At 46.0% G+C, this 21667-nt stretch carries 26 protein-coding genes; 12 read left to right on the top strand and 14 right to left on the bottom strand.

Annotated features, from left to right (window positions below):
* Positions 1-10 precede the first annotated feature (10 nt).
* From QUA25_RS00125 to QUA25_RS00115, 3 genes are all read left to right on the top strand, one after another.
* Entirely contained in the window at positions 11-136 is a 126-nt protein-coding gene (locus QUA25_RS00125; protein ID WP_333034622.1) for a hypothetical protein, read from the top strand.
* 123 nt (positions 137-259) lie between these two features.
* Positions 260-1369: a DUF4241 domain-containing protein gene (locus QUA25_RS00120; protein WP_333034621.1), complete on the top strand. Its 1110-nt coding sequence runs from the start codon at positions 260-262 to the stop codon at positions 1367-1369.
* 15 nt (positions 1370-1384) lie between these two features.
* Positions 1385-1807, top strand: coding sequence for a DUF2809 domain-containing protein (locus QUA25_RS00115; protein WP_333034619.1), 423 nt, complete (start codon positions 1385-1387; stop codon positions 1805-1807).
* Positions 1808-1975: 168 nt separating this feature from the next.
* On the opposite strand, the gene QUA25_RS00110 is transcribed toward QUA25_RS00115, so the two are convergent.
* The 3 genes from QUA25_RS00110 to QUA25_RS00100 form a co-directional block, all read right to left on the bottom strand.
* Complete coding sequence (locus QUA25_RS00110; RefSeq protein WP_333034617.1) at positions 1976-2404, bottom strand: DUF202 domain-containing protein; 429 nt, start codon at positions 2402-2404, stop codon at positions 1976-1978.
* Positions 2405-2625: 221 nt separating this feature from the next.
* Positions 2626-4041: an LCP family protein gene (locus QUA25_RS00105; RefSeq protein WP_333034615.1), complete on the bottom strand. Its 1416-nt coding sequence runs from the start codon at positions 4039-4041 to the stop codon at positions 2626-2628.
* A 104-nt stretch (positions 4042-4145) separates the two neighbouring features.
* On the bottom strand, positions 4146-4520 hold the full coding sequence (locus QUA25_RS00100; RefSeq protein ID WP_333034612.1) for a hypothetical protein: 375 nt from the start codon (positions 4518-4520) through the stop codon (positions 4146-4148).
* Positions 4521-4765: 245 nt separating this feature from the next.
* On the opposite strand from QUA25_RS00100, the gene rpe reads away from it, so the two are divergent.
* Positions 4766-5467, top strand: coding sequence for a ribulose-phosphate 3-epimerase (gene rpe, locus QUA25_RS00095; protein WP_015179568.1), 702 nt, complete (start codon positions 4766-4768; stop codon positions 5465-5467).
* Between the two features lie 233 nt (positions 5468-5700).
* Here rpe and QUA25_RS00090 read toward each other — a convergent pair whose 3' ends face one another.
* The 8 genes from QUA25_RS00090 to QUA25_RS29370 all read right to left on the bottom strand — a co-directional run bounded on the left by QUA25_RS00090 (position 5701) and on the right by QUA25_RS29370 (position 12598).
* Complete coding sequence (locus QUA25_RS00090) at positions 5701-8139, bottom strand: VIT domain-containing protein (protein WP_333034608.1); 2439 nt, start codon at positions 8137-8139, stop codon at positions 5701-5703.
* Positions 8140-8502: 363 nt separating this feature from the next.
* A complete protein-coding gene (locus QUA25_RS00085) occupies positions 8503-9285 on the bottom strand; it encodes a DsbA family protein (RefSeq protein WP_333034607.1) in 783 nt (260 codons plus the stop codon).
* 434 nt (positions 9286-9719) lie between these two features.
* The gene (locus tag QUA25_RS00080; protein WP_333034605.1) at positions 9720-10232 is read right to left on the bottom strand and encodes a hypothetical protein; all 513 of its coding nucleotides are present in this window, start codon (positions 10230-10232) and stop codon (positions 9720-9722) included.
* Positions 10233-10348: 116 nt separating this feature from the next.
* On the bottom strand, positions 10349-10792 hold the full coding sequence (locus QUA25_RS00075; protein WP_333034603.1) for a hypothetical protein: 444 nt from the start codon (positions 10790-10792) through the stop codon (positions 10349-10351).
* 77 nt (positions 10793-10869) lie between these two features.
* Positions 10870-11052 (bottom strand): CsbD family protein, encoded by a 183-nt coding sequence (locus QUA25_RS00070; protein WP_333034601.1) that lies wholly within the window; start codon positions 11050-11052, stop codon positions 10870-10872.
* 386 nt (positions 11053-11438) lie between these two features.
* Positions 11439-11645: a hypothetical protein gene (locus tag QUA25_RS00065; RefSeq protein ID WP_333034600.1), complete on the bottom strand. Its 207-nt coding sequence runs from the start codon at positions 11643-11645 to the stop codon at positions 11439-11441.
* Between the two features lie 393 nt (positions 11646-12038).
* Positions 12039-12320 (bottom strand): hypothetical protein, encoded by a 282-nt coding sequence (locus QUA25_RS00060; protein WP_333034597.1) that lies wholly within the window; start codon positions 12318-12320, stop codon positions 12039-12041.
* A gap of 116 nt (positions 12321-12436) precedes the next feature.
* Positions 12437-12598: an HNH endonuclease gene (locus QUA25_RS29370; RefSeq protein ID WP_333453329.1), complete on the bottom strand. Its 162-nt coding sequence runs from the start codon at positions 12596-12598 to the stop codon at positions 12437-12439.
* 777 nt (positions 12599-13375) lie between these two features.
* Here QUA25_RS29370 and QUA25_RS00050 point away from each other — a divergent pair.
* The 3 genes from QUA25_RS00050 to QUA25_RS00040 all read left to right on the top strand — a co-directional run bounded on the left by QUA25_RS00050 (position 13376) and on the right by QUA25_RS00040 (position 14953).
* Positions 13376-13474: an RQC domain-containing protein gene (locus QUA25_RS00050; RefSeq protein WP_333034595.1), complete on the top strand. Its 99-nt coding sequence runs from the start codon at positions 13376-13378 to the stop codon at positions 13472-13474.
* Between the two features lie 59 nt (positions 13475-13533).
* Positions 13534-14646, top strand: a complete 1113-nt coding sequence (locus QUA25_RS00045; RefSeq protein WP_333034593.1) for a hypothetical protein — start codon at positions 13534-13536, stop codon at positions 14644-14646.
* 172 nt (positions 14647-14818) lie between these two features.
* On the top strand, positions 14819-14953 hold the full coding sequence (locus QUA25_RS00040; RefSeq protein WP_333034591.1) for a hypothetical protein: 135 nt from the start codon (positions 14819-14821) through the stop codon (positions 14951-14953).
* Here the strand turns inward: QUA25_RS00040 and QUA25_RS00035 are convergent.
* Together QUA25_RS00035 and QUA25_RS00030 are read right to left on the bottom strand one after the other, a co-directional pair.
* Positions 14921-15682, bottom strand: coding sequence for a leucine-rich repeat domain-containing protein (locus tag QUA25_RS00035; RefSeq protein ID WP_333034589.1), 762 nt, complete (start codon positions 15680-15682; stop codon positions 14921-14923). The two genes, QUA25_RS00040 and QUA25_RS00035, sit on opposite strands and share 33 nt — an antisense overlap.
* A 12-nt stretch (positions 15683-15694) precedes the next feature.
* Positions 15695-16915 carry a leucine-rich repeat domain-containing protein gene (locus tag QUA25_RS00030; protein WP_333034588.1) on the bottom strand — a complete coding sequence of 407 codons (1221 nt, stop codon included), beginning with the start codon at positions 16913-16915 and terminating at the stop codon, positions 15695-15697.
* Between the two features lie 135 nt (positions 16916-17050).
* Here QUA25_RS00030 and QUA25_RS00025 point away from each other — a divergent pair, with 135 nt between their 5' ends.
* The 5 genes from QUA25_RS00025 (at position 17051) to QUA25_RS00010 (ending at position 21521) form a co-directional block, all read left to right on the top strand.
* Positions 17051-19000 (top strand): long-chain fatty acid--CoA ligase, encoded by a 1950-nt coding sequence (locus QUA25_RS00025; RefSeq protein ID WP_333034586.1) that lies wholly within the window; start codon positions 17051-17053, stop codon positions 18998-19000.
* 150 nt (positions 19001-19150) lie between these two features.
* A complete protein-coding gene (locus QUA25_RS00020) occupies positions 19151-19591 on the top strand; it encodes a YlqD family protein (RefSeq protein ID WP_015179467.1) in 441 nt (146 codons plus the stop codon).
* A 173-nt stretch (positions 19592-19764) separates the two neighbouring features.
* Positions 19765-21057, top strand: coding sequence for a dihydrolipoamide acetyltransferase family protein (locus QUA25_RS00015; protein WP_333034582.1), 1293 nt, complete (start codon positions 19765-19767; stop codon positions 21055-21057).
* 199 nt (positions 21058-21256) lie between these two features.
* Positions 21257-21313 (top strand): hypothetical protein, encoded by a 57-nt coding sequence (locus QUA25_RS29365; protein WP_333206223.1) that lies wholly within the window; start codon positions 21257-21259, stop codon positions 21311-21313.
* A 79-nt stretch (positions 21314-21392) separates the two neighbouring features.
* Positions 21393-21521, top strand: a complete 129-nt coding sequence (locus QUA25_RS00010) for a hypothetical protein (RefSeq protein ID WP_333034579.1) — start codon at positions 21393-21395, stop codon at positions 21519-21521.
* A 35-nt stretch (positions 21522-21556) separates the two neighbouring features.
* Here the strand turns inward: QUA25_RS00010 and QUA25_RS00005 are convergent.
* A partial coding sequence (locus QUA25_RS00005; protein ID WP_333034947.1) for a DUF3370 family protein occupies positions 21557-21667 on the bottom strand: 111 nt, incomplete at its 5' end.

Genomic DNA, 21667 nt, shown 5'->3' with positions numbered 1-21667 from the left:
TGCTAAGACTTTGGCTAATTCTAACTTTAAAGTTAACGGTGCGACTGGGGAAGTTAAGTTTTTGCTCAGTGGCGATCGCCACAGCAATGTAATTCTTTTGCAAGTTGTACCAGACACTCAATCCGATACAGGTTAAGATTTTATGCCAGTCATATCAAGTCCGGTTAAATAGATATGGCTTACCCAAGCAATCTTTGATATTGAACCAAAAATCATATATTAGAGTAGTAAAAATGTTCTATCCAACTGCGATCGCCTCATGTCCCTAAAGGCTCATACCAACTTCCTCGCAGCATTCGAGCCCAATCAAGTCTACGAATCGCTCACAGAGGGTCGCATAACCAGTGATGTTGTTCAGGCGGGTGACTTAGTTTTACCTTCAGGGCGTATTATTGCTTGCGACCCCGGTTGGCTGTGGTGCAAAGACGTTGACCCGTTTAGCAGAACCGTTCCACCAGGGCGCTATCCTGTGTTGCTAAGTGTGGTTGACAGTGGGCGCACTGCCTGTGCGATGGTTGAGTTTTGCTCTGAATCCCCTGTCCGTTGGGAGATGGCTGTGCGTCCAGGTGAGGATTTGGCCGAGTTAAGACGGAATCAGTTTTTTGGCTATGGTGTTGATGCGGGAATGGGGTGTTTTGTCGATGCTCAGGTAGTTGAGCGGCGTTCTGATGAAGAATTGCAGGATCTAGTCGATCGTGCCATTGAACAAAGCTGGCAATTGCATAACTGGCTAGCAGATCAGGATCTGGTAACTCAATTAACCTACCGATCTCAGCAAATTGTGGATCGGAGTGGCTTCAATCTCACCCTAGACCCCGATAATCGGGCCACTTTCAATCTTACCCTAGACCCTGATACTGGGGGCAATGCGATCGCTTTTGGAAGTGGATACGGGGATGGTAGCTATGCCAGTTATTGGGGGTTCACAGCCGATGATGAACTGGCTTGTTTGGTCACTGATTTCCGGGTACTGCTCGATCACATCACGGAAAATATCGAGATTGAAGTTACAAGCTTCCTAGAAAAATCCATAGAGCATCGTGACTTGGAGCGGCTTGAGATGGCTATAAGACTCAGCGTTAATCGCCCAAGTTGGGTTCAGCTTAGTGATGATTTCCTCAACGATCAACCCAGCAACCCAGATTGCATACTGGTTTTGGAAGGACAGGGGCGCCAGCCCTGGAGCGTCAATTTAGAGCCGGGCGGTCGATTTTCCGGCTGTCCTATGATGATGGTTTCAGAATGGATAGAAGAGGATAGGTGGTACAGAGAATATTGGTTCAATGAGCCGTTGCAAGCCAATGCAGTATTGAAGATCGCACTTAATTCTGAGGTTTATCCACTTCAACCTGTGACAACAAATGCGTGATTGTACCCAGAATCAATGACTTCCCCAATTTCTCCCGATCGCCGTTTTTTCAAATATCGAGTTGCCCTGCTCATCAGTATAATCGTGATTATCCCTTTAGGTTACATAGTGAGATTTTCTCGCGGCCCTGCACTGGAATGGTTCAACGACTCTTTTGGGAGCATAGCTTATGAGGTATTTTGGATTTTGCTGGTTGTTCTGATATTGCCGCGATTTTCGCAAATTAGGGCGGCTGTAGCTGTGTGTCTAGCTACCTGCGGAGTAGAGTTTCTCCAACTGTGGACACCTCCGTTTTTACAAGCAATGCGAGCTACTTTACCCGGAAGGCTGATTTTGGGAAATCACTTTAGTTGGTCAGATTTTATCTCTTATTTTGTGGGGAGTTTTTTAGGTTGGTTGTGGGTGCGATGGCTTCATTTCACTTGTTTCCGCTTGTAAGTTGTACTGCATTTAAATTGTATATTTCCCTGACCAGAGCCAAAATCGTCACATCCTCTCTCCATCGGACTCTATCCCCATCTCTCGAACGCCATAGACAATCTAGATGCAAAAGCTTAATGATATGGTTGCGATTATTTTCACTCAATTCTAAGCGATCGGGTTAACTTAGAATTGAGAGTTTTTAGGAGTTGAAGTGGGAGCTATATTTCCGCGATCTCGCCATAGCAACAACGGAATGCTTAACGTTCCTAAAATCATTACAACTACAGTCAGAATCCCAACTAGCACACGATTTGGGCGATAATCACCTCGCTCAATTTGCCAGAATACTCGATTATAACGCCATGCTGCTAAGGCAATCACCGCAATCCCCAAAACGACCAGACTCAGCCCTAAAGTTTCGGAGTTGAAGAAGGGAGGGGAGGAAACTTCTTGCTGAGTCACTGTAGCTTGAAATTGGCGGAGAAATAAACTGAACCGACTGATCGCAAACCCAAAACCAATTAAAGCGAGTGAAGTTCGTAGCCATGCAAGAAACGTGCGTTCATTAGCCTGATGTTCCCGCTGTCGGTCTATTTTAGCACCCTTGTTCATCAACCCTACCTTTATAAAATATCTTAAGCTTTCCCTCGTTGATTATTGTTTCAGTTCAGATTGTGGAGGGAAGTATCGGTATTGCGATCGCGATCCATCATCACCAAAAAAGATAGTATCAGTAAATCGACAAAAAAGCGCTCGCCTCCATCTCATACCAACCGAAAAGAAGAGGACACAGCATTGCTGTGTCCCTACAAATGCCCCAGTTAAAATCCAGTTTAAAAAGACTTAGCCGCACCGCCGGACTGAGCCTTTTTCTCCAACCAATCCTTACCCAATCTAATTGTCACGTCGGACTGCAAAGAACCGGTACTCTCAACCAGCACATCTCCAAAACCCAAAAACTGGCGAATCGCTTGAGCACCTTTAATATCGCCCTGTTGAGCTACTAGAGTAGTTACCTCCAACGGTTCGGGCCAAGCTTTATAAACCTGAACATTCCGATAACCGGCTTGAGTCAAATTATTCACAAAAGCTTCAACAGCCGATGGATCGCCGGTACTATCTTGAATCGCCACCTTCAGAAAAGTCGAATCAGCATTCTCAATTTGCCAAGTATTTTGGCCGAAGTCAAAATGTTCTGCCACCAGAGTTTCGATGGCATATTGGTCTGGCAACCAAAAACTTGACTTGTAGTCCTTAGAATCGCTAAATTTGCCGGGAACCATCAACATCTGCACGCCAGTGCGATCGGTGTGAGTAGCAAAACCAGCTAAAGCTACCAATTCTTCTATACTCAAATTCGTGTCAAGGTGAGACTGAATCACCGATAAAATCTTCGGTAGTCGAGACAGCAAACCTACATTTACTTCCTGTTCCACAAAAGCCCGCATCAACAATTGTTGGCGCTGTACCCGCCCGATGTCGCCCAAATCGTCGTGCCGGTAAAGCAAATATTGCACGATTTGTTCGCCGTTTAGTTTCTGCTTGCCCGCCTTTAAATCTATATATAAATGCTGGCTTTCATCGGTATACTTCATGTCTTTAGGGACATTAATAGTAATGCCACCAAGTGCATCGACCAAACTTTTTATGCCTTGAATATTGACTGTGACATAGCGGTCAATTCCCACGCCGCCCAAGAGTCCGCTGACTGCCTTCGCTGACGAAGCTGGGCCCCCGTAGTAATTAGCTTCGTTTATTTTCACCTCGCCCCTGCCTTCAACATAGGTGCGGGTGTCTCGCGGAATGGAAAGCACGCTTAACTTTTTATTTTGAGGGTCAAACCTAACCAACAGCATGGTATCGGTTAAGCCCTTAAAGGAGTTTTCCCAAACTTCGTATCCGACATTTTTGTTGACACTTCCTTCGATGTCAGAGGTCAGAACTTTAAGTCCTAAAACTAAAATATTAACTGGCCGAGTCAGCTCCGGCATCTTCATGTTGAGCTTTGCCATGTCGCCTTGAGAAAATACTGCTGCTTCTTCAGGGCTCAACTTTTGTTGCTGAAGCGGCGTTGTGGAAAGGGAGACGGCTAGCAATGCTCCGGCTGTGGCTGAGAGCATGGCTACTCCAGCTAAACCAAAACCAAAACCCAGCCAGCGGCCTCGATGGGGCTGGGAAGCTTTTTTGGTGGCAGGTTGAGCAGTTGATTGTTGGATAGGGTCTTGATTAGGAATTTTTTGAGCTGGCACTGGCTTCCTCACACACAACAAAAATAAAAAAGATAATGGCAATATGTAGTATCAAGCTGAAGACGCAATCAATCAATAGGGTAGGGGCTGAAAATAACCCTAAATTATGATAAATGTTTGCCTACTACTTGCTCGGCTACGCGACTAATTCCGGGCAACCATAGCGGTTGACGCTTCCAGAGGCGAACCATGAGTCCCAGAGCAACGATGAAATAGCTGGTTGTTAGCAGGCTACTCATTAATAACATGGGAAGTGTCTGAGATTCCGCAGAAATCGCTCCAGCTTCTAAAAGAATATGTCCTAAGAGCCAACTAAAAGCAAGGGCAATTGCCAAGCGGCTGATGGCTTTGCGTTCGGGGCTGCCCTGACGGCGGTAAAGAGTCCACAGGGCGGGGAAAAAGCCGATGACTGGGATCATTAATACAAACAGACTGGCACGATCGAGTTCAGGATTTTCTAAGGGATGTGTATTTTTCATAATTCGCTACTCAAAATTTGCAGAAGGTCGGATTTTGCACAAAAGTTATTTGTTAGAGGCAAAATTTATATCCTAAACCAAAATTCGGAGATCCGGGCTGGTGCGCGATCGCCAAACTTGTCTGTCAGAGGTAAAATTTTTCTCCCCTCCCAATCTCGCGACCGATCGTTGGCAACTTTTCGACCCGGAGACCCGTATTTTGATAAACTGGATACAGCACAGCAGACAGGAGAACAGACTTAGCCATGACCCAATCCCAAAAATCAATTGTTATTGCTCCATCCATATTATCAGCCGATTTTAGCCGTCTTGGAGAAGAGATTCAGGCGGTCGATCGAGCTGGGGCTGACTGGATTCACGTAGATGTGATGGACGGTCGCTTTGTTCCTAATATTACTATCGGGCCGCTGATTGTTGAGGCAATTCGCCCGGTTACTACCAAGGTGATCGATGTCCACTTGATGATTGTGGAGCCGGAGAAGTACGTCGAGGACTTCGCTAAGGCTGGTGCTGACATTATTTCGGTTCACGCGGAACACAATGCTTCGCCTCACTTGCACCGCACCCTCGGCCAAATTCGGGAATTGGGCAAAATGGCTGGTGTGGTTCTTAATCCTTCGACGCCGCTGGAGTTGATCGAATACGTGCTGGAACTTTGCGATTTGGTGCTGATTATGAGCGTCAATCCGGGCTTTGGCGGTCAAAGTTTTATCCCGGCTGTTTTGCCGAAAATTCGCCAGTTGCGTAAAATGTGCGACGACAAGGGCCTCGATCCTTGGATTGAGGTGGATGGCGGTTTGAAGGGGAACAATACTTGGCAGGTTCTGGAAGCAGGCGCAAATGCGATCGTCGCTGGTTCTGCTGTGTTTAAGGCGAATGATTACGCAGCGGCGATCGAGGGTATCCGCCACAGCAAGCGTCCGACTCCTGAGTTGGCTGCCGTTTAATCAAAAATTCGATCGTGTCCGTCAAGTTACCAATAGACTTCTCCTCTCAAAGCAGATTTTGAACAGGCAACGAGGGCCTGTTCCACGATAATTATGGGAGAAGTCTAATAAAAAAAGTGGTTTGCAGTCAGGACGAATAGTCATTATTAAAAAATGGAAGAGCAAATTCTTCCATTTTTTTGTGGGCGATCAAGCAAAAGTATCGCCCGGATTGTGATACAACTCAAGCTGTTTTACGATCGCACCCGCAACGTCAGGCGCACTGGATTCTCAATCGAGTGAGGAATGCGCCAGCTAAACAGCCATTTTTTAGTAATCGATTGAGGAATGCGCCAGCTAAACAACCATTTTTTGATGATTTTCAGCAACTCCACATCCGCCAAAGTCGAAGCCTCAGCATCCACAACTATGCGGCTGGCGCGCACCTTACTGAAGACAATTTCTAACACCAATTCGCCATTGATACCGGGGGGTACAGTCAGAGTTGCCAAGTGTTGGTTTAAACTATCACGCGCCACTTCATCCAACCCCGCAGCGCTAACGACTTCTACAGGTGATGTGCGGCGCCGGCGGGCTTTTGAGGGTGCGCTCTGGGCGCTGCAGGGGGCTGGTGCGGACACTTTCGGTTTCTCCATGCGGTTAAATTGGATACCGCGCGCTCGTTCTGCATATCCTCCAGGTGGGGGAGCTTGCATAAACATTGCAACAGGTTGGGAAGCTGGACTTTCCTGCACCATAAAAGCCGTGTTGCCAAATACGCCCTCATATTCCACAGCTTCCGGCATTTCTACCGGCACGTTCATCGAGATGGATTCCGTACCCGATTCGACGCGCACATCATCGCTGACAGCCACAAAAGCCGTGTACTGCGACAGAAGCTGATAGGTTAGCGCCGTTTCTGTCACTGTTTCCACCCCCACCTTGGTTTCGTACTGCACCATCTGATTCATCAAATCTTTAATCCGGTGCCGCCCCCAAAGCTGGGCAACTGCCGGATTTCCAGGATCGCTAAAGTCGATTTGGTAGGTTTGGACGTACTGGTGTCCGCCTGCACTAACCCCTTTTATCTGAAGTGTTCCAGCTTGGCGATCGCCCTTTTTTCCAAAGAGAACCAGCGGTTGTTCGGCAAATAAATCCGGCGCAACTGACGGATAAATTACCGGATTTTCGCCCTCTCCCTGCCAAGTAATTTCCAGATTTACCAACACCGGATTGTTGATTTGCCGGAAAAACTTTTCGACAAATTCGTTAACTGGTTCGTCATGCCGGATGATCCGCGAGATTCCCCGCCCGATTTCCGCAATGCGATCGAGTAAAAAGCGATTGACGGAACTCCCCGCACCGAAACTGTACAGGCGATTCCCCGATTTGAGATGTTGCTGCACTTCGGCGAGAACTTCGTTTTCGTTGCCGATGTAACCGTCGCTGAGGAATACCACGGTTCGCAAGCGCCCGGATGGTGCGGGAAAATCGATCGCCGCCCGAATCCCGCCCAACATTTCCGTACTATTGTCAGCGCGGAGTTTGTTGATATATTCGATCGCCTGTTGTCGATTTTCTGCTGTATTCGGTAGCGGTTGTTGGGAAAGTTGGCGCACGGAGTCGGAAAAATCCAGAATCGAGAAAGTATCCCCTGGATTCAATCCGTTAATAAATTGCCGCAACAATGCCTGACATTGCTGCAAAGGCGCACCGGATTGCGAACCGGAAGTATCGACTAAAAATACGACATCTTTCGGAACAATTTCATCAGTTTTGTACTCGATCGCCGGAATCAAGTAAACTGCAAAATGCCCGCCGCGAGCGTCCGCTTGAGTTAATACCGTAGATTGAGTTTTTCCACCCGCTATTTGATAGCGAACAATCAAATCTTTGTTGGGAATTGTATCTTGATTTGCCAACTGAATACGCACCCTCTGCCCATTTGTCTGCTCGCTTGCTAAGGAAGTTTGGGGAGAGTCGAAATATTCAATTTGCAGTTGGTGGGATGGGGAATTGACATTACGAATCGGTATGCCCGCCTCAATTTCCAGCGTCACGCCGATATCGTGTCCCGATCGCCTTCCCGGTGGCAAAATCGGGGCATTCAGCCGCGACGCATCGGGAACAATATCGGTATCGGAATTAACTGTCATTGGGGCTGGGACACTACCGCTGGCTGCCGTTTCATCCATCGGCGTACCGGGAATATATCGCGGCCCGACAACCATCGGAAAGACGAATTCATAATCGCCAGCTAGAAATTTCAAGCTGTCGGTATAGCGAATCGTGACATCGATTTCTTCACCGGGTTTGATGTTGGCAAGGGACTGGGTGAAAATATTATCTCGCTCTTGTTCCAGCAAACCCGCAGTCCGCCCTTCTTGTTTGGCTTTTTCGTAAATGCGCTGTGCTTCTTCGCGTTTTTTGATGCTGCCTTTAATGGTCTTATCGCCGATTTTTATTTCCATTTCATCTACCGCTGCTTCTGCCGGTAGCGGAAAAATATAGACGGCTTCCAGCGGCTTGGTGAAAGGATTTTCAAATTTTTGCGAGACTTCAACTCGCGATAAATTTCCCGCTATTTTGGCTCGGACTTCTGTATGTTTCAGGGGAAAAGCGAGTTTTTCTCCATCGGGGGAACGCACGTATAATCCACTGGTTCGATCGGTTGGAGATGTCACGGGTGTCATGAGCTTATTCCTCCATCAGTGATATATGAGTTGATCGATCGCAACACCATTATCGTCTCAGATCGATTTTTTGTATGCGATCGAGCAAAAGGACACGGTAATTCCCATTTGTGTCAACAATCGCCTGAAAACCTTTTTATCTCTGGTTCACAGCGAAGTCTAGATCCCCTGGCATCCCCCTGATACTCGCAAAACTTTGAGAAGATTCTTGTCCCCTCCGACGATCGGGGCGAACCTGGCCTTAAACGTCAAACACGATTCTGTGACTGGGTTTGACCTGTTGGGTGACACCCCGCTGGGCAGTGCCGTCTCCCTATCCCAAAATAATATTGTAGGAACACCGCACTGCCCTCTCCTAATTTCTTATTTCGAGACAGAGGCGAGAATGCTTTCCATCTCAGAAAGCTCGACCGCCCCGGAGAAAGTTTGGCCGTTCATAATAAAGAAGGGAGTCCCTTCAATGCCCAGTTGTTGAGCCAGTTGCACGTCTTTGGCAATGGCGGCTTCGGCGGCGGGGCTGTTGCGATCGGTGTTGAATTTATCTAATTTTAGATTGAGCTTTTGGGCGATCGATGTGTATAATGCCTCGCCTAACTCTTTCTGTCCTTCAAACAAAGCGCTGTAATATTCCCAGAATTTTCCCTGCTGTTGAGCAGCCCAAGCTGCTTTAGCTGCTGGCAGCGCTTGAGGGTGAATTGAAGTCAAGGGTAAATGCTTGTAAGCTAAAGTAACTTTGTCCTGGTGTTTTGCCATAAACTGCTTGACAGTATCGTGAGCGCGCGCGCAAAACGGACATTGAAAGTCAGAGAATTCTAAAAGTACAATTTGCTGCGAAGCTGAACCCGTGCTGGGAGAATCCCCGATCGAAGATTTGGGATTAGTTTTCATCTCCTGCAAAAATGACTGCTGCGCTGCTTTGAGAGACTGCTGCTGCTGTTGCTGGTACCCTTGTACCGACTCTAAAATTACTTGCGGGTTTTCGCGGATAACCTGCAAGACTTGCTCTTTCAACTTGGGATCGACTGAATTGCCAGCCGCTGACTGCGCGGGGGAACAACCGATAAATACAAGGCAACCTGCCAGGAGTACAGCCAAGCAGAAGGCTTGCTGGCTACGGAGTTTTCGCCAAATAGTGGATACGTTCATCTTTTTTTCTGATTCACGGCAACACTTAATCCTACATTTAATTTTGCGGAGTGTCAGGTATACCGCTGTTGACTGCTGTCGAGCTATTTTTAGCTTTGACCAATAATTAGTCATTGGCAATCGGTAATTCGTAGTCGGTAATTGGCAAGGGTTGTTAATCACCCGGACACAGACTAACCTAATAATTAAGATTTAAATCACGGGAGTTTATTATAATATTATAATTTCGCCTCAAACGACCCAATAAAAAAGGTTTGTAGTGATAACTTTAGTCCTGATCAGCTTCTGAGGACTCAAGTCTTAACGAGAAACACACTCACGGTTATTTTACAGGACTAGATATAAAATATAAAAATAAAAGGGCGATCGCTCCAGCGATCGTCCTTTTATTTGCTGCACTTATTATCCGCTTTTAGACTTGTCTGAATCGAAGATTATTTGCGGTTGTTGAGCCATTTAGCAGCAACTATTCCTAAAATACCAGCAACAACTGGATTTCCCAAAAACTTCATCAAACTCGGCTGTTCGGCCAGCACTTCTCGGAAAATATCCGGATGATTGTGATAGGTAAACGAGGCCAGCTTGGTAACATCGTCAGCATTCATGCGGCTGGCGTGGTGGGTAGAAAGTCCTAGCTGCTTTTCCAATTGCCGATCGTCCAATCCTCTCTTGCCCAAATGCTTGAAGAATTCGCGCGCCACGTCGTCGCGTTCGTTTGGCTTAATTTGGGCGATCGCCTTTTGCAATTCCGGTTCCAACTGAGCCGGCGGGAGGGAGTCGTGATTCAGGGAACGCCCGAATAATTGTTTGCGCTGAGCAGGCGAAGTTCTCTGAGCAAAATCGTCAAAGTTTTCGTAATCTTCACCAGTTGTCTCCGGCATCATTTCTCGATCGCCCTGGGCTAAATCGTTCATGATTTGACGCTTGTAATTATCGCTGCTACTCATGGTAACTTTCTTCCAATCTACACAACATTTCAGTCTTAAATTGAGATGCTTTCGCCTTCAAAAAACTGCGGAATATTAAACCGCCACGCGGCTATCATATAAGCTGGCTAACCAGGTCAAGACTTGTATTCAATCTGATTTGATTGCTGGTCGTACTTAGCAGTCAAAATCAGTTTTTTGTCAGGAGCGTAAACCAAAACACTTACATCCTGATTTGGGAAATTGCGGTGAAAACCTTGTGCTAAAGATTTGGCCAAATCTTTCACTTCAGTCGGGCGGACTTGCGGGGTAATAACAACTCCCAATTTGTTATTGTCGCGAACGTAAGCATCCTGAACCAGGCCCTTAGCCGTTTTTGTTACCCATTGACCAAAATCTTGACCTGCGGCGGTATTGCCACGTTCTAGCTGCGCGTAATAACCCTGACTGCCGCCAATTGCTACAGGTACATCAGTCGGTTTTTGGGTTGAAACGCTGGGCGCGCAGGCAGTCGTAATAGCCAGCATTAAAACCAAGAGTAAGCCCGCAATTATTTTGCGACTCTGCTGCAATAAACTCACCTTTTTTCCTCCCTTCTGAAAACAACTTGAATACTTGAAAGGGTCAGGTTGCTCGACCCTCTCAATTACTATTAGGCTTAGTCTAGTTTCTTTTTGAGCTCATCTTTTACATCTTCGATCGCGTGACCAGCTTCAGCTTTTGCCTGCTTGGCTTTGCCTTCTGCTTTATCCTTCGGGTCGCCAGTAACATTGCCTAGGGCTTCTTGAGCTTTGCCTGCGATGTTGTTGCCAGTTGCCTTTGCTCTATCTTCAGTGCTCATTGGTTTCTCCCTATCTGTATCTAATTTGACGTTTTTTACTTAATGAACTCATCATAGGTAACTAGGAGCTGCGTTGCACTCTACCTCTAGGAAGAAAGAATAAATAACAAATGGAATAGAAAATATGGAATATGGCATAGGGAACAGTTATTTGCAGTCTTGAACTAACTGCGACTTTCATACTTAATTATTGTTTTTTTTACCGTTTCTGCTGGCTGCAATTAAGTATTTTTGTAAAAAACTGTTGGAGGGTCGCGCGTGCGTGCAAGAGTATTTTTTTCAACCCTAAAAAATTTATAATTTTAAAATTTTATTTAACTTTGCCTTAAAAAGACGGGTGTAGGCAAGACCCTATCTTACCCCCACCCGAAAAAAAACTATTAGTTTTAATCTACCTTGTGATGACACTCTTTATCTATTTTTTGCTGAAGTTCTTCTTTCAACTGTTCGACAGCGCGCCTAGTTTGAGCATCTTCTTGTTTTTGCTGACCGAGGGCTTTTTCTGTTTCCTCACCGAGCAATATTTCCCGCGATTTTGGTAGGGTGACTTGATTTTCGCTACCAATGTGGGTCGCGTTTTCTTCAGTATTCATTAGTTTTTCCCCTATTGTTTGCAAAAATTATTTTTAACAAGGGTACTTAGAAGTTAACCTTATATCTATCATAAGGGAAATCACGAAGACTTCCCTCTGTCTGAAGGGAGATAGGGGCTAGTGAATAGTTTTGAGTTTTGAGTTTTATAGTTAAGATAAATTACGGAAACTTCCATGAGCCCGAAAGGAGATAGGGGAAGGAGAATAGTGCGTGAGATAGCTTAGTGAGTCGCAAGGCGCGGGCAGTGAATGAGTTGGGGAAAGGGGAGGAAGGGGGAGAATTTTTTTGGGGCGCGATCGCCATAAGTACCTTTTGTCGTTTGTTTGATGAGGCTGTTTCGACATTTTTGATAGACTCCCCGACCGTCGCGGACGGAGATTCTAATTTATGGTTCATCGAAGTCCACTTGCTATCTCAGGGTGCATCGTCAATAGTAGAGGGGGTCTTCTCCCCACACTTCCCTCTTTCGAGGCAGATTCCTCTTGCCCAGAGGTACCGTTGTGCCGCTCCATCCCTAGCATATTCATTCCCTTTTTCTGGATAATTAAAGTCAGTGAAGGAGTCGCCTCCTCCACGGCTCTCCAAAACGGAACGTGATAGTTTCCCATCATTCCGCTCCTCAATAAAATGGCTGTTGTCATCAGTACGTCGTTACCAACATATCGTTTTCCCACGCCCAAAGCCTTGGTTCCACTGGTGGCTTAGGTTTAGCACTTTTGCAGCTAGATTTGTTAGCGAGACTGCCATCCTTGGCAGTTTTTGGATCGTGGCAATGTCGATGGAGTAATTGTCAATTATCATACGATTCCCTTCCACCTTTCGATTTGGGGATTATGTGGTCAACCTCTATCGAATCTCCATCTTTGAAGTAGTTATCGCAGTGAGAAAATTTCCCTTTTTGTCGCTTGAGTAGTTTAGCCAGTTTTATGGGTATTTCGGGGTGTACTCCCATTCTTGAACTGGGAGCATCTCACTTTTGCAGCCAAGCTAGAAATTGGAATTTGGAGTCAGAATCCAGGAGGAAAGAGGAAGAATGCAGGAGCCAGAAAAAGTGTTTTTACAAATATGAGATGCTCCCAACCCACGCGACTTATTTATTACTTGTGCAACTTTTATGGAGTGTCTTTTGTGAGTTTCCTTCCTGGGTCAATAATAGTTGGAAATCAGAGGATCTTGCCATTAACTTTGCTTGAGTTGTTTTGTTCAACAGGGAATTGTCTGATGTTGAATCCTAAGAAATAGAATCCGGGTTATTCATTCAGGCTAAACGTATTCTAACTGGCACTCAATGTATGCTACAGTTAACATGGTTCGGCATTTTGGAGCAATGCTTGTAACTGTTCATACGCCCGACCAATTAATCGCTGTGTTTTTTTAGGATTTTCTTCAATATGATTCAGGATGTCGCTCAGGTTTATGTGTAAAAAAATGTCTTTTATGTTTTTTTACTACCTAATGTTACTATTTGGGAGATATCTAAAGAAGAGTACCTAAAAATAATTGAAACCGAAATGCCTAATTTTCATGGATAATTTTTCCCCGAATACAGCCCGACTATAACTTAATTGAATTAGTAAGGCATTAGACAAAATAATATATGACCCCTCGATTTTTTATATCAATTGAAGGCCTAGACTATTTATGGCAGCTCCTTTTAAATGAAGGACAATTAATAATTAAATGGGATGGCCCAATCAAAAACAAGGGTAATCCTTGTATCACAGTTTAAATGTGCAACAGCTTAGAGGTGCTGCGCGCTTCTAAAAATCAAAAATTTTTGCAATGCCAGCACCACCAACTTTCTACTTATGGAATTGGTCAAGACTGAAGTATAGACGATTTATTGGAGGAAGGCTACTTTTCGGGACATCTTAGCCGTATCATCTGTTGTTTAGTTCACCCTACTTCATGCCGTTTCACCTGAGTTCGGCTCAGTCAAGGCAACTGCTAGTCATTGAGCAGCCTGCACGTTACTCATTGCGACTTCCCCAATGCCTTTTGCACAATAGCTGTAAAAGTTACGAACAGGCAGAAACAATGAAAGCTACTGGTAAGGTATATACAATTGATTTGGCTGGAAATCAGTATCAAAGCCCTCGCTACTTGCAAAGTCGGGCGAGGATTAACTCCCTCATCGACCATTATATGTCATTGGAAATTTTGAGCGATCGACTTTCCGATCTGCCCCAGCAATTTTCCGCCCCGCATCCCCGCCCTTGGGAACCCATAGATTGGCAAGGAATCAATCGCGACCAAATTATTGGTGTCAAGCCAGAAATATTTTTACAAATTTTGGCAAGTGCGGCAGAAATTGAAGCTCCCATCCGCAGCTACGGTAGAGAAAGTTGGTGCTACTTACAGCATATTTATCCGCAAATGGCGCGGTTTATGGGAGGAATTTTTGATGCCAACGGCAACATTTTAGAGATAGGTGTTTGGGAAAAAGAAGAACGCCAACATTGCCCGACATTTAGGAAAATTTACCAGCAACTTACAGGGGAAAAACTGCAAGTTAAACCGAACTCTGTGAATGGCTGTCAATCCACAGGTGACGCTTGGCAAGATACCTACAAACACGTGATTAGTCGCCTGAGTACCGAGTGGGGAGCTACTTCTGTTTATTTATGGTTGATGGTACACTCAACTGGAGCGTTGCAACAGGCAATTTCCCAGCCTTTACAGGATGAAATTAATCATTTGGCTAAGTTTTGGGGTTTCAGCCGCTGGGCATTCTCCCAGAGTTATTTCAATCAACTAAAAGGCTCTACCAAAAACCTGATTGCTTTGCTGAAGCATCATCAGATTGAACGCACGCACGGCAATGATGTGTTTAATACTTCACTCAGTCTCAAACAGATTTCTTTGGTGTTGGAATTAACTTTTACATTCACGCGAGTGATGGTGCGTCTGCGGCGCTGGAACCGCGAGCTCAGTCGCAGTTATCTCAGACATTTGTTTGGTACTGCACCGATGGTTGATGCACCGCGCAAGGTTGCTTAAATAGGACTTATGCAAGGGAGCAATTTTTACACAATTTGTGGGGATAAGGTGCGGTGTGCTTCGCCCTACAGATACTATCTGTGGGTAAGTCCTGTTAACAAAATTAAACCCGAATTGCAAAATTAAACGATCGCACTTAAAAGCCTATACAAACCTAAAACTACCATAAATCATGCAAATTACGATCGACCTTCCCGACAATCTCCCCCTGACTGAAGCGGATGTGAGGATAGAATTGGCGATCGAACTTTATCAGCAACACAGCGATCGCAACTCAAAAAATATTAAATCGCGATTCGGTAGGTGATGGTTCCCATTTACAGATAGACTCTGGCTCGATCGGGCAACTTTTGGAAGCGATCGGATTTCCGCTGAGGTAGAGCTGATGCAGTTGAGTCAAAGAGCGCAAGGGTTTGATGTCGCTAATTTGATTGTTCTCGATACCGAGTTTATTGAGTCGAGTCAAAGAGCGCAAGGGTTTGATGTCACTGATTTGATTTTTTTTGAGGATGAGTTCAGACAGTTGATCCAAAGAGCGCAAGGGTTTGAGGTCGCTGATTTGATTGTTGTAGAGCTTGAGTTGCATGAGGTTATTCAAAGATTGCAAAGGTTGGATGTCCCTGATTTGATTGTTGTCGAGACAGAGATAATGCAGTTTAGTCAAAGATTCTAGCGGTTTGATGTCGCTGATTTGATTCTTGTTGAGGTTGAGCATTCTCAGGTTAGTCAAAGATTCTAGCGGTTTGATGTCGCTGATTTTATTGTTTGTAAGGTCTAGTGCCGGGAGCATTAAAAGTTTTTGATTTGCCGCAGCGCAGTCAGTAGTCTCAGCTCGTTTCAACAGCACCTCAACTGTATGTTTAGCTTCTGGACTCAAATCAGCTTTTTGGCGACACCAATCAGCAAATGTTCGTTTACTGTTTCCCGGTTGCAAACCGGAAAATCCATTTCCACATGATGGTAGGTAGATAGCACTACAAGTAACTGCTATCAACTTTAGTAAATTAATGTGTTTCTGTGCAACTATAAGTCTCATAATTTTGTACCTCTAATCTTCCGATTCACGTCGCGGACCTCTTGGTGGTTCCCATATACAAGACTTTAACTTGAGAGGGCAAGTTTTGGGAGCGTTCGGATTTCCGCTGAGCCTGAGCATTCTCAGCTTAGTCAAAGATGCTAGCGGTTTGATGTAGCTGATTTGATTGTTATCGAGACCGAGATAATCCAGTTTAGTCAAAGATGCTAGGGGTTTGATGTCACTGATTTGATTGTTCTGGAGGTAGAGGATTATCATATTAGTCAAAGATGCTAGGGGTTTGATGTCACTGATTTGATTGTTCTCGACGTAGAGATGAGTTAGGTTAGTCAAAGATGCTAGGGGTTTGATGTCGCTGATTTCATTGTTTTTGAGGTCGAGCTGAGTCAGGTTAGTCAAGGATGCTAGCGGTTTGATGTCACTGATTTCATTGTTCTTGATATCGAGCCAAGTCAGTTTAGTCAAAGATGCTAGCGGTTTGATGTCACTGATTTTATTGTTTTTGATATCTAGCCGAGTCAGGTTAGTCAAAGATGCTAGCGGTTTGATGTCGCTGATTTCATTGAAGTTGAGGTTGACCGAAGGCAGTTTAGCCAAGGATGCTAGCGCTTTGATGTCGCTGATATCATTGTTTTTGAGATTGAGCTCCGTCAGGTTAGTCAAGGATTTTAGCGGTTTGATGTCGCTGATTTGATTGTTTTCGAGATTGAGCTTCGTCAGTTTAGTCAAGGATTTTAGCGGTTTGATGTCGCTGATTTGATTGTTTTCGAGATTGAGCTGCGATAGTTTAGTCAAGGATTTTAGCGGTTTGATGTCGCTGATTTGATTGTTTTCGAGTTCGAGCACAGTCAGGTTAGTCAAAGATGCTAGCGGTTTGATGTCGCTGATTTGATTGTTTTGGAGTTCGAGCACAGTCAGGTTAGTCAAAAATGCTAGCGGTTTGAGGTCGCTGATTCGCACGGCATTGAAAAAGAGTTGCTGGACACTCAAAAGTTTCTGATTAGCCTCATCGCATTCAGTAGTCTGAACATGATTCAACAGCAGCTCAACAGTATATTGAGTTTCAGGACTCAAATCAGCTTTTTGGCGACACCAATCAGCAAATGTTCGTCTACTTCCCAGTTGCCAACCGGAAAATCCATTGCCACATGATGCTAGGCCGATCGCACTCAAAGCAACTACTATCAAACTTACTAAATTTATGTGTTTCTGTGTAACTATAAGTTTCATCATCTTGTACCTCTAATTTCCTGAATAGACAATGGCAGGTTGGTAAACTGTCACGACACTGCCACATAATTATAAAATAACTGTGATATTAAACTTATAGCCAATAATTTTATCTCCATAAACTGAGGAAAATACCCTATGAACGGCCCAGCATCTTACGCATCATCTCAAATGACCGATCGCGATCGCGCTAACCTCAGTCGCCTGATCGATTACAGTTCCATCCAATCAGTACCCGAAATTTGGGCGATCGTCAAACAAAAATTCGGTCAAACCGTCGCCCTCCACGACCCCCACAGCCAGCCAGAAATCAAACTCACCTATACCGACCTCTACCAGCAAATCCAGCTATTCGCCGCCGGCCTCCAAGCCCTCGGCATCGAACCAAATCCCGAAGAAGCAGTCCCTCCCCGCGTCGCCCTCTTCGCAGACAACAGCCCCCGCTGGCTGATAGCCGACCAAGGTATCATGATGGCCGGGGCCGCCAACGTTGTTCGAGGCGCCACCGCCGACCCTCAAGAACTCCTATACATCATCCAAGACAGTGGCAGCACCGCCTTGGTAGTCGAAAACCTGGCATTACTGACAAAACTGCAACACCGCCTCCCTGATTTGCCCATTCAACTCATCGTCCTCCTTTCCGACGAAGAACCGGAAACCAGCCAAACCCTAAGCACAGTCAAATTTTCCCAAGTGATGACCACAGGGGCAAACCGTCCCCTCAAACCCACCAACCACAAGCCTCAAACCCTCGCCACCCTCCTCTACACCAGCGGCACCACCGGCAAACCCAAAGGCGTCATGCTGACTCACGGCAACCTGCTGCACCAACTCAACACCTTGGGCACAATTCTCCAGCCCGAAGGCGGCGACGGCGTCCTCAGCATTCTGCCCAGTTGGCACGCCTACGAACGCAGCGTAGAATACTTCCTGCTGTCCCAAGGATGCACGCAAATTTACACCAATATTCGCTATTTCAAACAAGACTTTAAAACTTACAAACCCCAGTACATGGTCAGTGTTCCGCGCATCTGGGAATCGATTTATGAGGCCGTACAAAAGCAATTTCGGGAACAGCCACCTAACAAACAAAAATTGGTGAATTTCCTGTTATCTTCTAGCCAGCAATACATAGAAGCCCGCCGCATTTTCCAAGGATTAACTCTCAGTTTGAAACCGGCTTCTGCTTCCGAAAAACTAATCGCCCGCACCAAAAGCATTCTGTTGTCGCCCGTACACGCCCTCGCCGAAAAACTGGTTTACCAAAAAGTCAGGGAAGCTACAGGGGGACGCTTAAAATGGGCCATTAGCGGTGGCGGTTCTTTGGCCGCGCATATAGACAATTTCTTTGAAATAGCGAATATCGGCTTGTTGGTGGGATACGGTTTAACCGAAACTTCGCCGGTTTTAACTGTGCGCCGCCCTTGGCACAATCTTAAAGGTTCCGCAGGACAGCCGATCGCCCATACGGAAATTAAAATAGTAGACCCAGAAACCAGACAGCAACTGCCCACAGGCCAGCGCGGCTTGGTATTGGCGCGGGGGCCGCAAATCATGGCAGGTTATTATCTTAATCCCCAAGCGACTGCCAAGGCGCTCGACCCCGAAGGCTGGTTCGACACTGGCGATTTGGGCTGGCTGACGCCGGGAAACGACTTAATCTTGACGGGGCGCGCTAAAGATACGATCGTCCTCAGCAACGGCGAAAACATCGAGCCCCAACCCATAGAAGATGCCTGCCTCCGCAGCCCCTACATCGACCAAATTATGCTAGTAGGTCAAGACCAGAGATCCGTCGGCGCCTTAATTGTCCCCAATGCAGAAGCTGTGCAGAAATGGGCAGAAACTCAGAATCCCCCTTTACACGAAACTGACTGGAATAGCAAGACAATCCAAGACTTATTCCGCAAAGAATTGAACCGAGAGGTGCAAAATCGCCCCGGATACCGCGCGGACGATCGCATCGGCCCGTTCCGGTTGATTCAGGAGCCATTTTCGATCGAAAATGGAATGTTGACCCAGACCCTGAAAATTAAGCGCCCGGTTGTGACGCAACACTACCGCGATATGATTGACGGGATGTTTTGAAATATTCGCAGGACTTGGGGAATGGAAAAGAAAAAATTATCCCAACACCCGAGTCCGAGTCCGAGTCCTCAGTCCTGGGCCATTAGTTCATGTTTACCAACTAATGACTAATGACTAATGCCTAATTCCTAATTGACAAGCAACAACTTTATGGAACCACAATTACTCTTGAAACGATCGATTAACGTTAAAGTCGTCGTTACTCCCCGCTGGAAAGAAGAAGCTCAACAGCAACTCCAAGCCCAAATCAACCAAATAGACTCTCAGCTACAACAGTTAGAAATGCAAGGGCAGCGGATGATTTCAGAAATCCAAAAGCAAAATCTGCAGCCCCCAGGCCCGCAAGTAATGCAGCAAATAGAAAACATTCAAGTGCAGGTGAATCAAAGAAAAAGCGAACTGCTAGAACAGAAAAACCAAAACCTGCAACAGCTTCAGCAAGTGCAGGTGCTAGACCTGGAACAAGAAGTGAGTCAAGGTCAAATTGACGGCACGTTCACTGTCGGGCTCGGAGAAAACTTGATTCAAAAAATGCAAGTAGAAATTCTCCTCCGCGACGGCATAGTCGAAGAAATTCGAGGTGATATTTAGAAATTGGTAAGTGGTAATTGGCGATCGGTAATTGGCAATTGATTTTGAGTCAACAGTCACACATCAAGAATGCGAGAGACTGGCATAATAATAAGTATTGCCGGTGGCCGATCGCCAATGATCAATTGCCAAATACCGATTACCTATTACCAACACAAAAGGACTTTTTACAGATGATTCGCGAAGTTTTCATGCCAGCCCTGAGTTCGACAATGACAGAGGGCAAAATTGTTTCCTGGGTCAAATCCGCCGGAGACAAAGTAGAAAAAGGCGAAACGGTGGTGGTGGTTGAATCCGACAAAGCCGACATGGACGTGGAGTCTTTCTACGAAGGCTATTTAGCAATAATTATCGTACCTGCGGGCGAAGTTGCTCCGGTGGGGGCGGCAATCGCCCTAGTAGCAGAAACAGAAGCCGAAATCGCCGTCGCTCAGCAGCAAGGAGCCGCCGCTCCAACCGCAGCCGCCGCCGCTGCTCCCAGCCCCGCTCCTGTGAGCGCAGCTACATCGTCAGCAGGTTTGCAGCAAAATGTCAGCCGCCAAAACGGCCGCAGCGTCGTTTCTCCCCGCGCTCGCAAGTTAGCCAAAGAGTTTAAAGTAGATTTGAATTCTATCAAAGGCAGCGGGCCCAACGGTCGCATTGTCGCAGAGGATGTGGAAGCAGCAGCAGGCAAAGCCCAACCCGCTCCGGTTCAGCAAGCGGTAACAGTCCCCGCACCCGCAGCACCCGCACCCGCACCCGCACCCGCAGCAGCCAAACCGGCCCCCGCACCAGTCCCGGCGATCGCACTTTCGGGCCAAAAAGTAACGATGAATGCGCTGCAAAATGCGGTGGTGCGCAATATGGAAGCAAGTTTGAGCGTGCCGTCTTTCCGCGTCGGTTACACAATTACTACTGATAATCTGGACAAACTCTACAAACAAATTAAGTCCAAGGGCGTCACGATGACGGCTATGCTGGCGAAGGCTGTAGCAGTAACTTTACAAAAACATCCTCTGCTGAATGCTTGTTATGTGGAATCGGGAATTCAACACCGCGCTGATATTAATGTGGCGGTAGCGGTGGCGATGGATGGCGGCGGTTTGATTACGCCGGTGTTGCAAAATGCCGATCGCCTCGATATTTATTCGCTTTCGCGCACTTGGAAGGATTTAGTCGATCGCGCCCGCACCAAGCAGTTGAAGCCTGATGAATACAGCACGGGAACTTTTACTCTTTCCAATTTGGGAATGTTTGGAGTAGACAAGTTTGACGCTATTTTGCCGCCGAATCAAGGCTCGATTTTGGCGATCGGCTCTTCGCGGCCGCAAGTAGTAGCAAACGAGGAAGGTTTGATGGGAGTGAAGCGCCAAATGCAGGTAAATATTACTTGCGATCACCGGATTATTTACGGTGCTGATGCGGCGTCTTTCTTGCAAGATTTAGCTAAATTGATTGAGACAAATCCTCAATCTTTGACGCTTTAATTCGTTGACTGTTGACTGTTGACTGTTGACTGTTCGCAGTTGACAGTTGACTGTTGACTGTCAATGGTTTGCCATCAACTATGTTAAAAAAGCTAATATAGAAACCTTCCAACAGCTAAGAGTTTATCAATTAACTGAAAAAATATCAAACGAAATATAGTTTTTTGTTAAAAAGTGGGACGACTTTGCGAAGGATACGATGGGCAAACAAATAGTGCGATCGGCTGATAGTGTTGGTGCTAATCTTGCAGAATGACATGGATGCTATACCTATCAAGATAATCCGCATTTTGTGAAAATTGCTCTTAGGTTCATTAAACGAAACAAGACATTGGGTGAGACTTGCCTACACTCGCAATCTTTTGACTCAAGAACAGAGCGATCGACTGCATCCGTTATTAAATGAACTTTCACCAAAACTTAATGCCTATCTTAACTCATTAATACAAAAACCCAAAGGTTAACAGTCAACAGCCAACAGTCAACAGTCAACCACCAACTAATTACTCGATCGCACAGTCAAAACTTGCGGGGGCGTCGCATCCGGCGGATACAAGAAATCCACCTGAACCAAACGGCGTTCCCCCGGCTTCATATTCACACTCACCAA

It is taken from the genome of Microcoleus sp. Pol17C6 (genome assembly GCF_036701145.1).
In the GTDB taxonomy this organism is placed as follows: domain Bacteria; phylum Cyanobacteriota; class Cyanobacteriia; order Cyanobacteriales; family Microcoleaceae; genus Microcoleus.
The sequence above is the reverse complement of the archived record's forward strand: the minus strand, read 5'-3'. Positions and strand labels throughout refer to the sequence as shown.

Bases quoted from the DNA above. Each gene is read 5' to 3' on its own strand.
- QUA25_RS00070 (WP_333034601.1), bottom strand. From the start codon at position 11,052: ATGAGCACTGAAGATAGAGCAAAGGCAACTGGCAACAACATCGCAGGC.
- QUA25_RS00120 (WP_333034621.1), top strand. From the start codon at position 260: ATGTCCCTAAAGGCTCATACCAACTTCCTCGCAGCATTCGAGCCCAAT.
- QUA25_RS00065 (WP_333034600.1), bottom strand. From the start codon at position 11,645: ATGAATACTGAAGAAAACGCGACCCACATTGGTAGCGAAAATCAAGTC.
- QUA25_RS00015 (WP_333034582.1), top strand. From the start codon at position 19,765: ATGATTCGCGAAGTTTTCATGCCAGCCCTGAGTTCGACAATGACAGAG.
- QUA25_RS00115 (WP_333034619.1), top strand. From the start codon at position 1,385: ATGACTTCCCCAATTTCTCCCGATCGCCGTTTTTTCAAATATCGAGTT.
- QUA25_RS00080 (WP_333034605.1), bottom strand. From the start codon at position 10,232: ATGAGTAGCAGCGATAATTACAAGCGTCAAATCATGAACGATTTAGCC.
- rpe (WP_015179568.1), top strand. From the start codon at position 4,766: ATGACCCAATCCCAAAAATCAATTGTTATTGCTCCATCCATATTATCA.
- QUA25_RS00030 (WP_333034588.1), bottom strand. From the start codon at position 16,915: ATGATGAAACTTATAGTTACACAGAAACACATAAATTTAGTAAGTTTG.
- QUA25_RS00025 (WP_333034586.1), top strand. From the start codon at position 17,051: ATGAACGGCCCAGCATCTTACGCATCATCTCAAATGACCGATCGCGAT.
- QUA25_RS00085 (WP_333034607.1), bottom strand. From the start codon at position 9,285: ATGAACGTATCCACTATTTGGCGAAAACTCCGTAGCCAGCAAGCCTTC.
- QUA25_RS00050 (WP_333034595.1), top strand. From the start codon at position 13,376: ATGTGCAACAGCTTAGAGGTGCTGCGCGCTTCTAAAAATCAAAAATTT.
- QUA25_RS00040 (WP_333034591.1), top strand. From the start codon at position 14,819: ATGCAAATTACGATCGACCTTCCCGACAATCTCCCCCTGACTGAAGCG.
- QUA25_RS00100 (WP_333034612.1), bottom strand. From the start codon at position 4,520: ATGAAAAATACACATCCCTTAGAAAATCCTGAACTCGATCGTGCCAGT.
- QUA25_RS00090 (WP_333034608.1), bottom strand. From the start codon at position 8,139: ATGACACCCGTGACATCTCCAACCGATCGAACCAGTGGATTATACGTG.
- QUA25_RS00020 (WP_015179467.1), top strand. From the start codon at position 19,151: ATGGAACCACAATTACTCTTGAAACGATCGATTAACGTTAAAGTCGTC.
- QUA25_RS29370 (WP_333453329.1), bottom strand. From the start codon at position 12,598: ATGGGAGTACACCCCGAAATACCCATAAAACTGGCTAAACTACTCAAG.
- QUA25_RS00110 (WP_333034617.1), bottom strand. From the start codon at position 2,404: ATGAACAAGGGTGCTAAAATAGACCGACAGCGGGAACATCAGGCTAAT.
- QUA25_RS00035 (WP_333034589.1), bottom strand. From the start codon at position 15,682: ATGAGACTTATAGTTGCACAGAAACACATTAATTTACTAAAGTTGATA.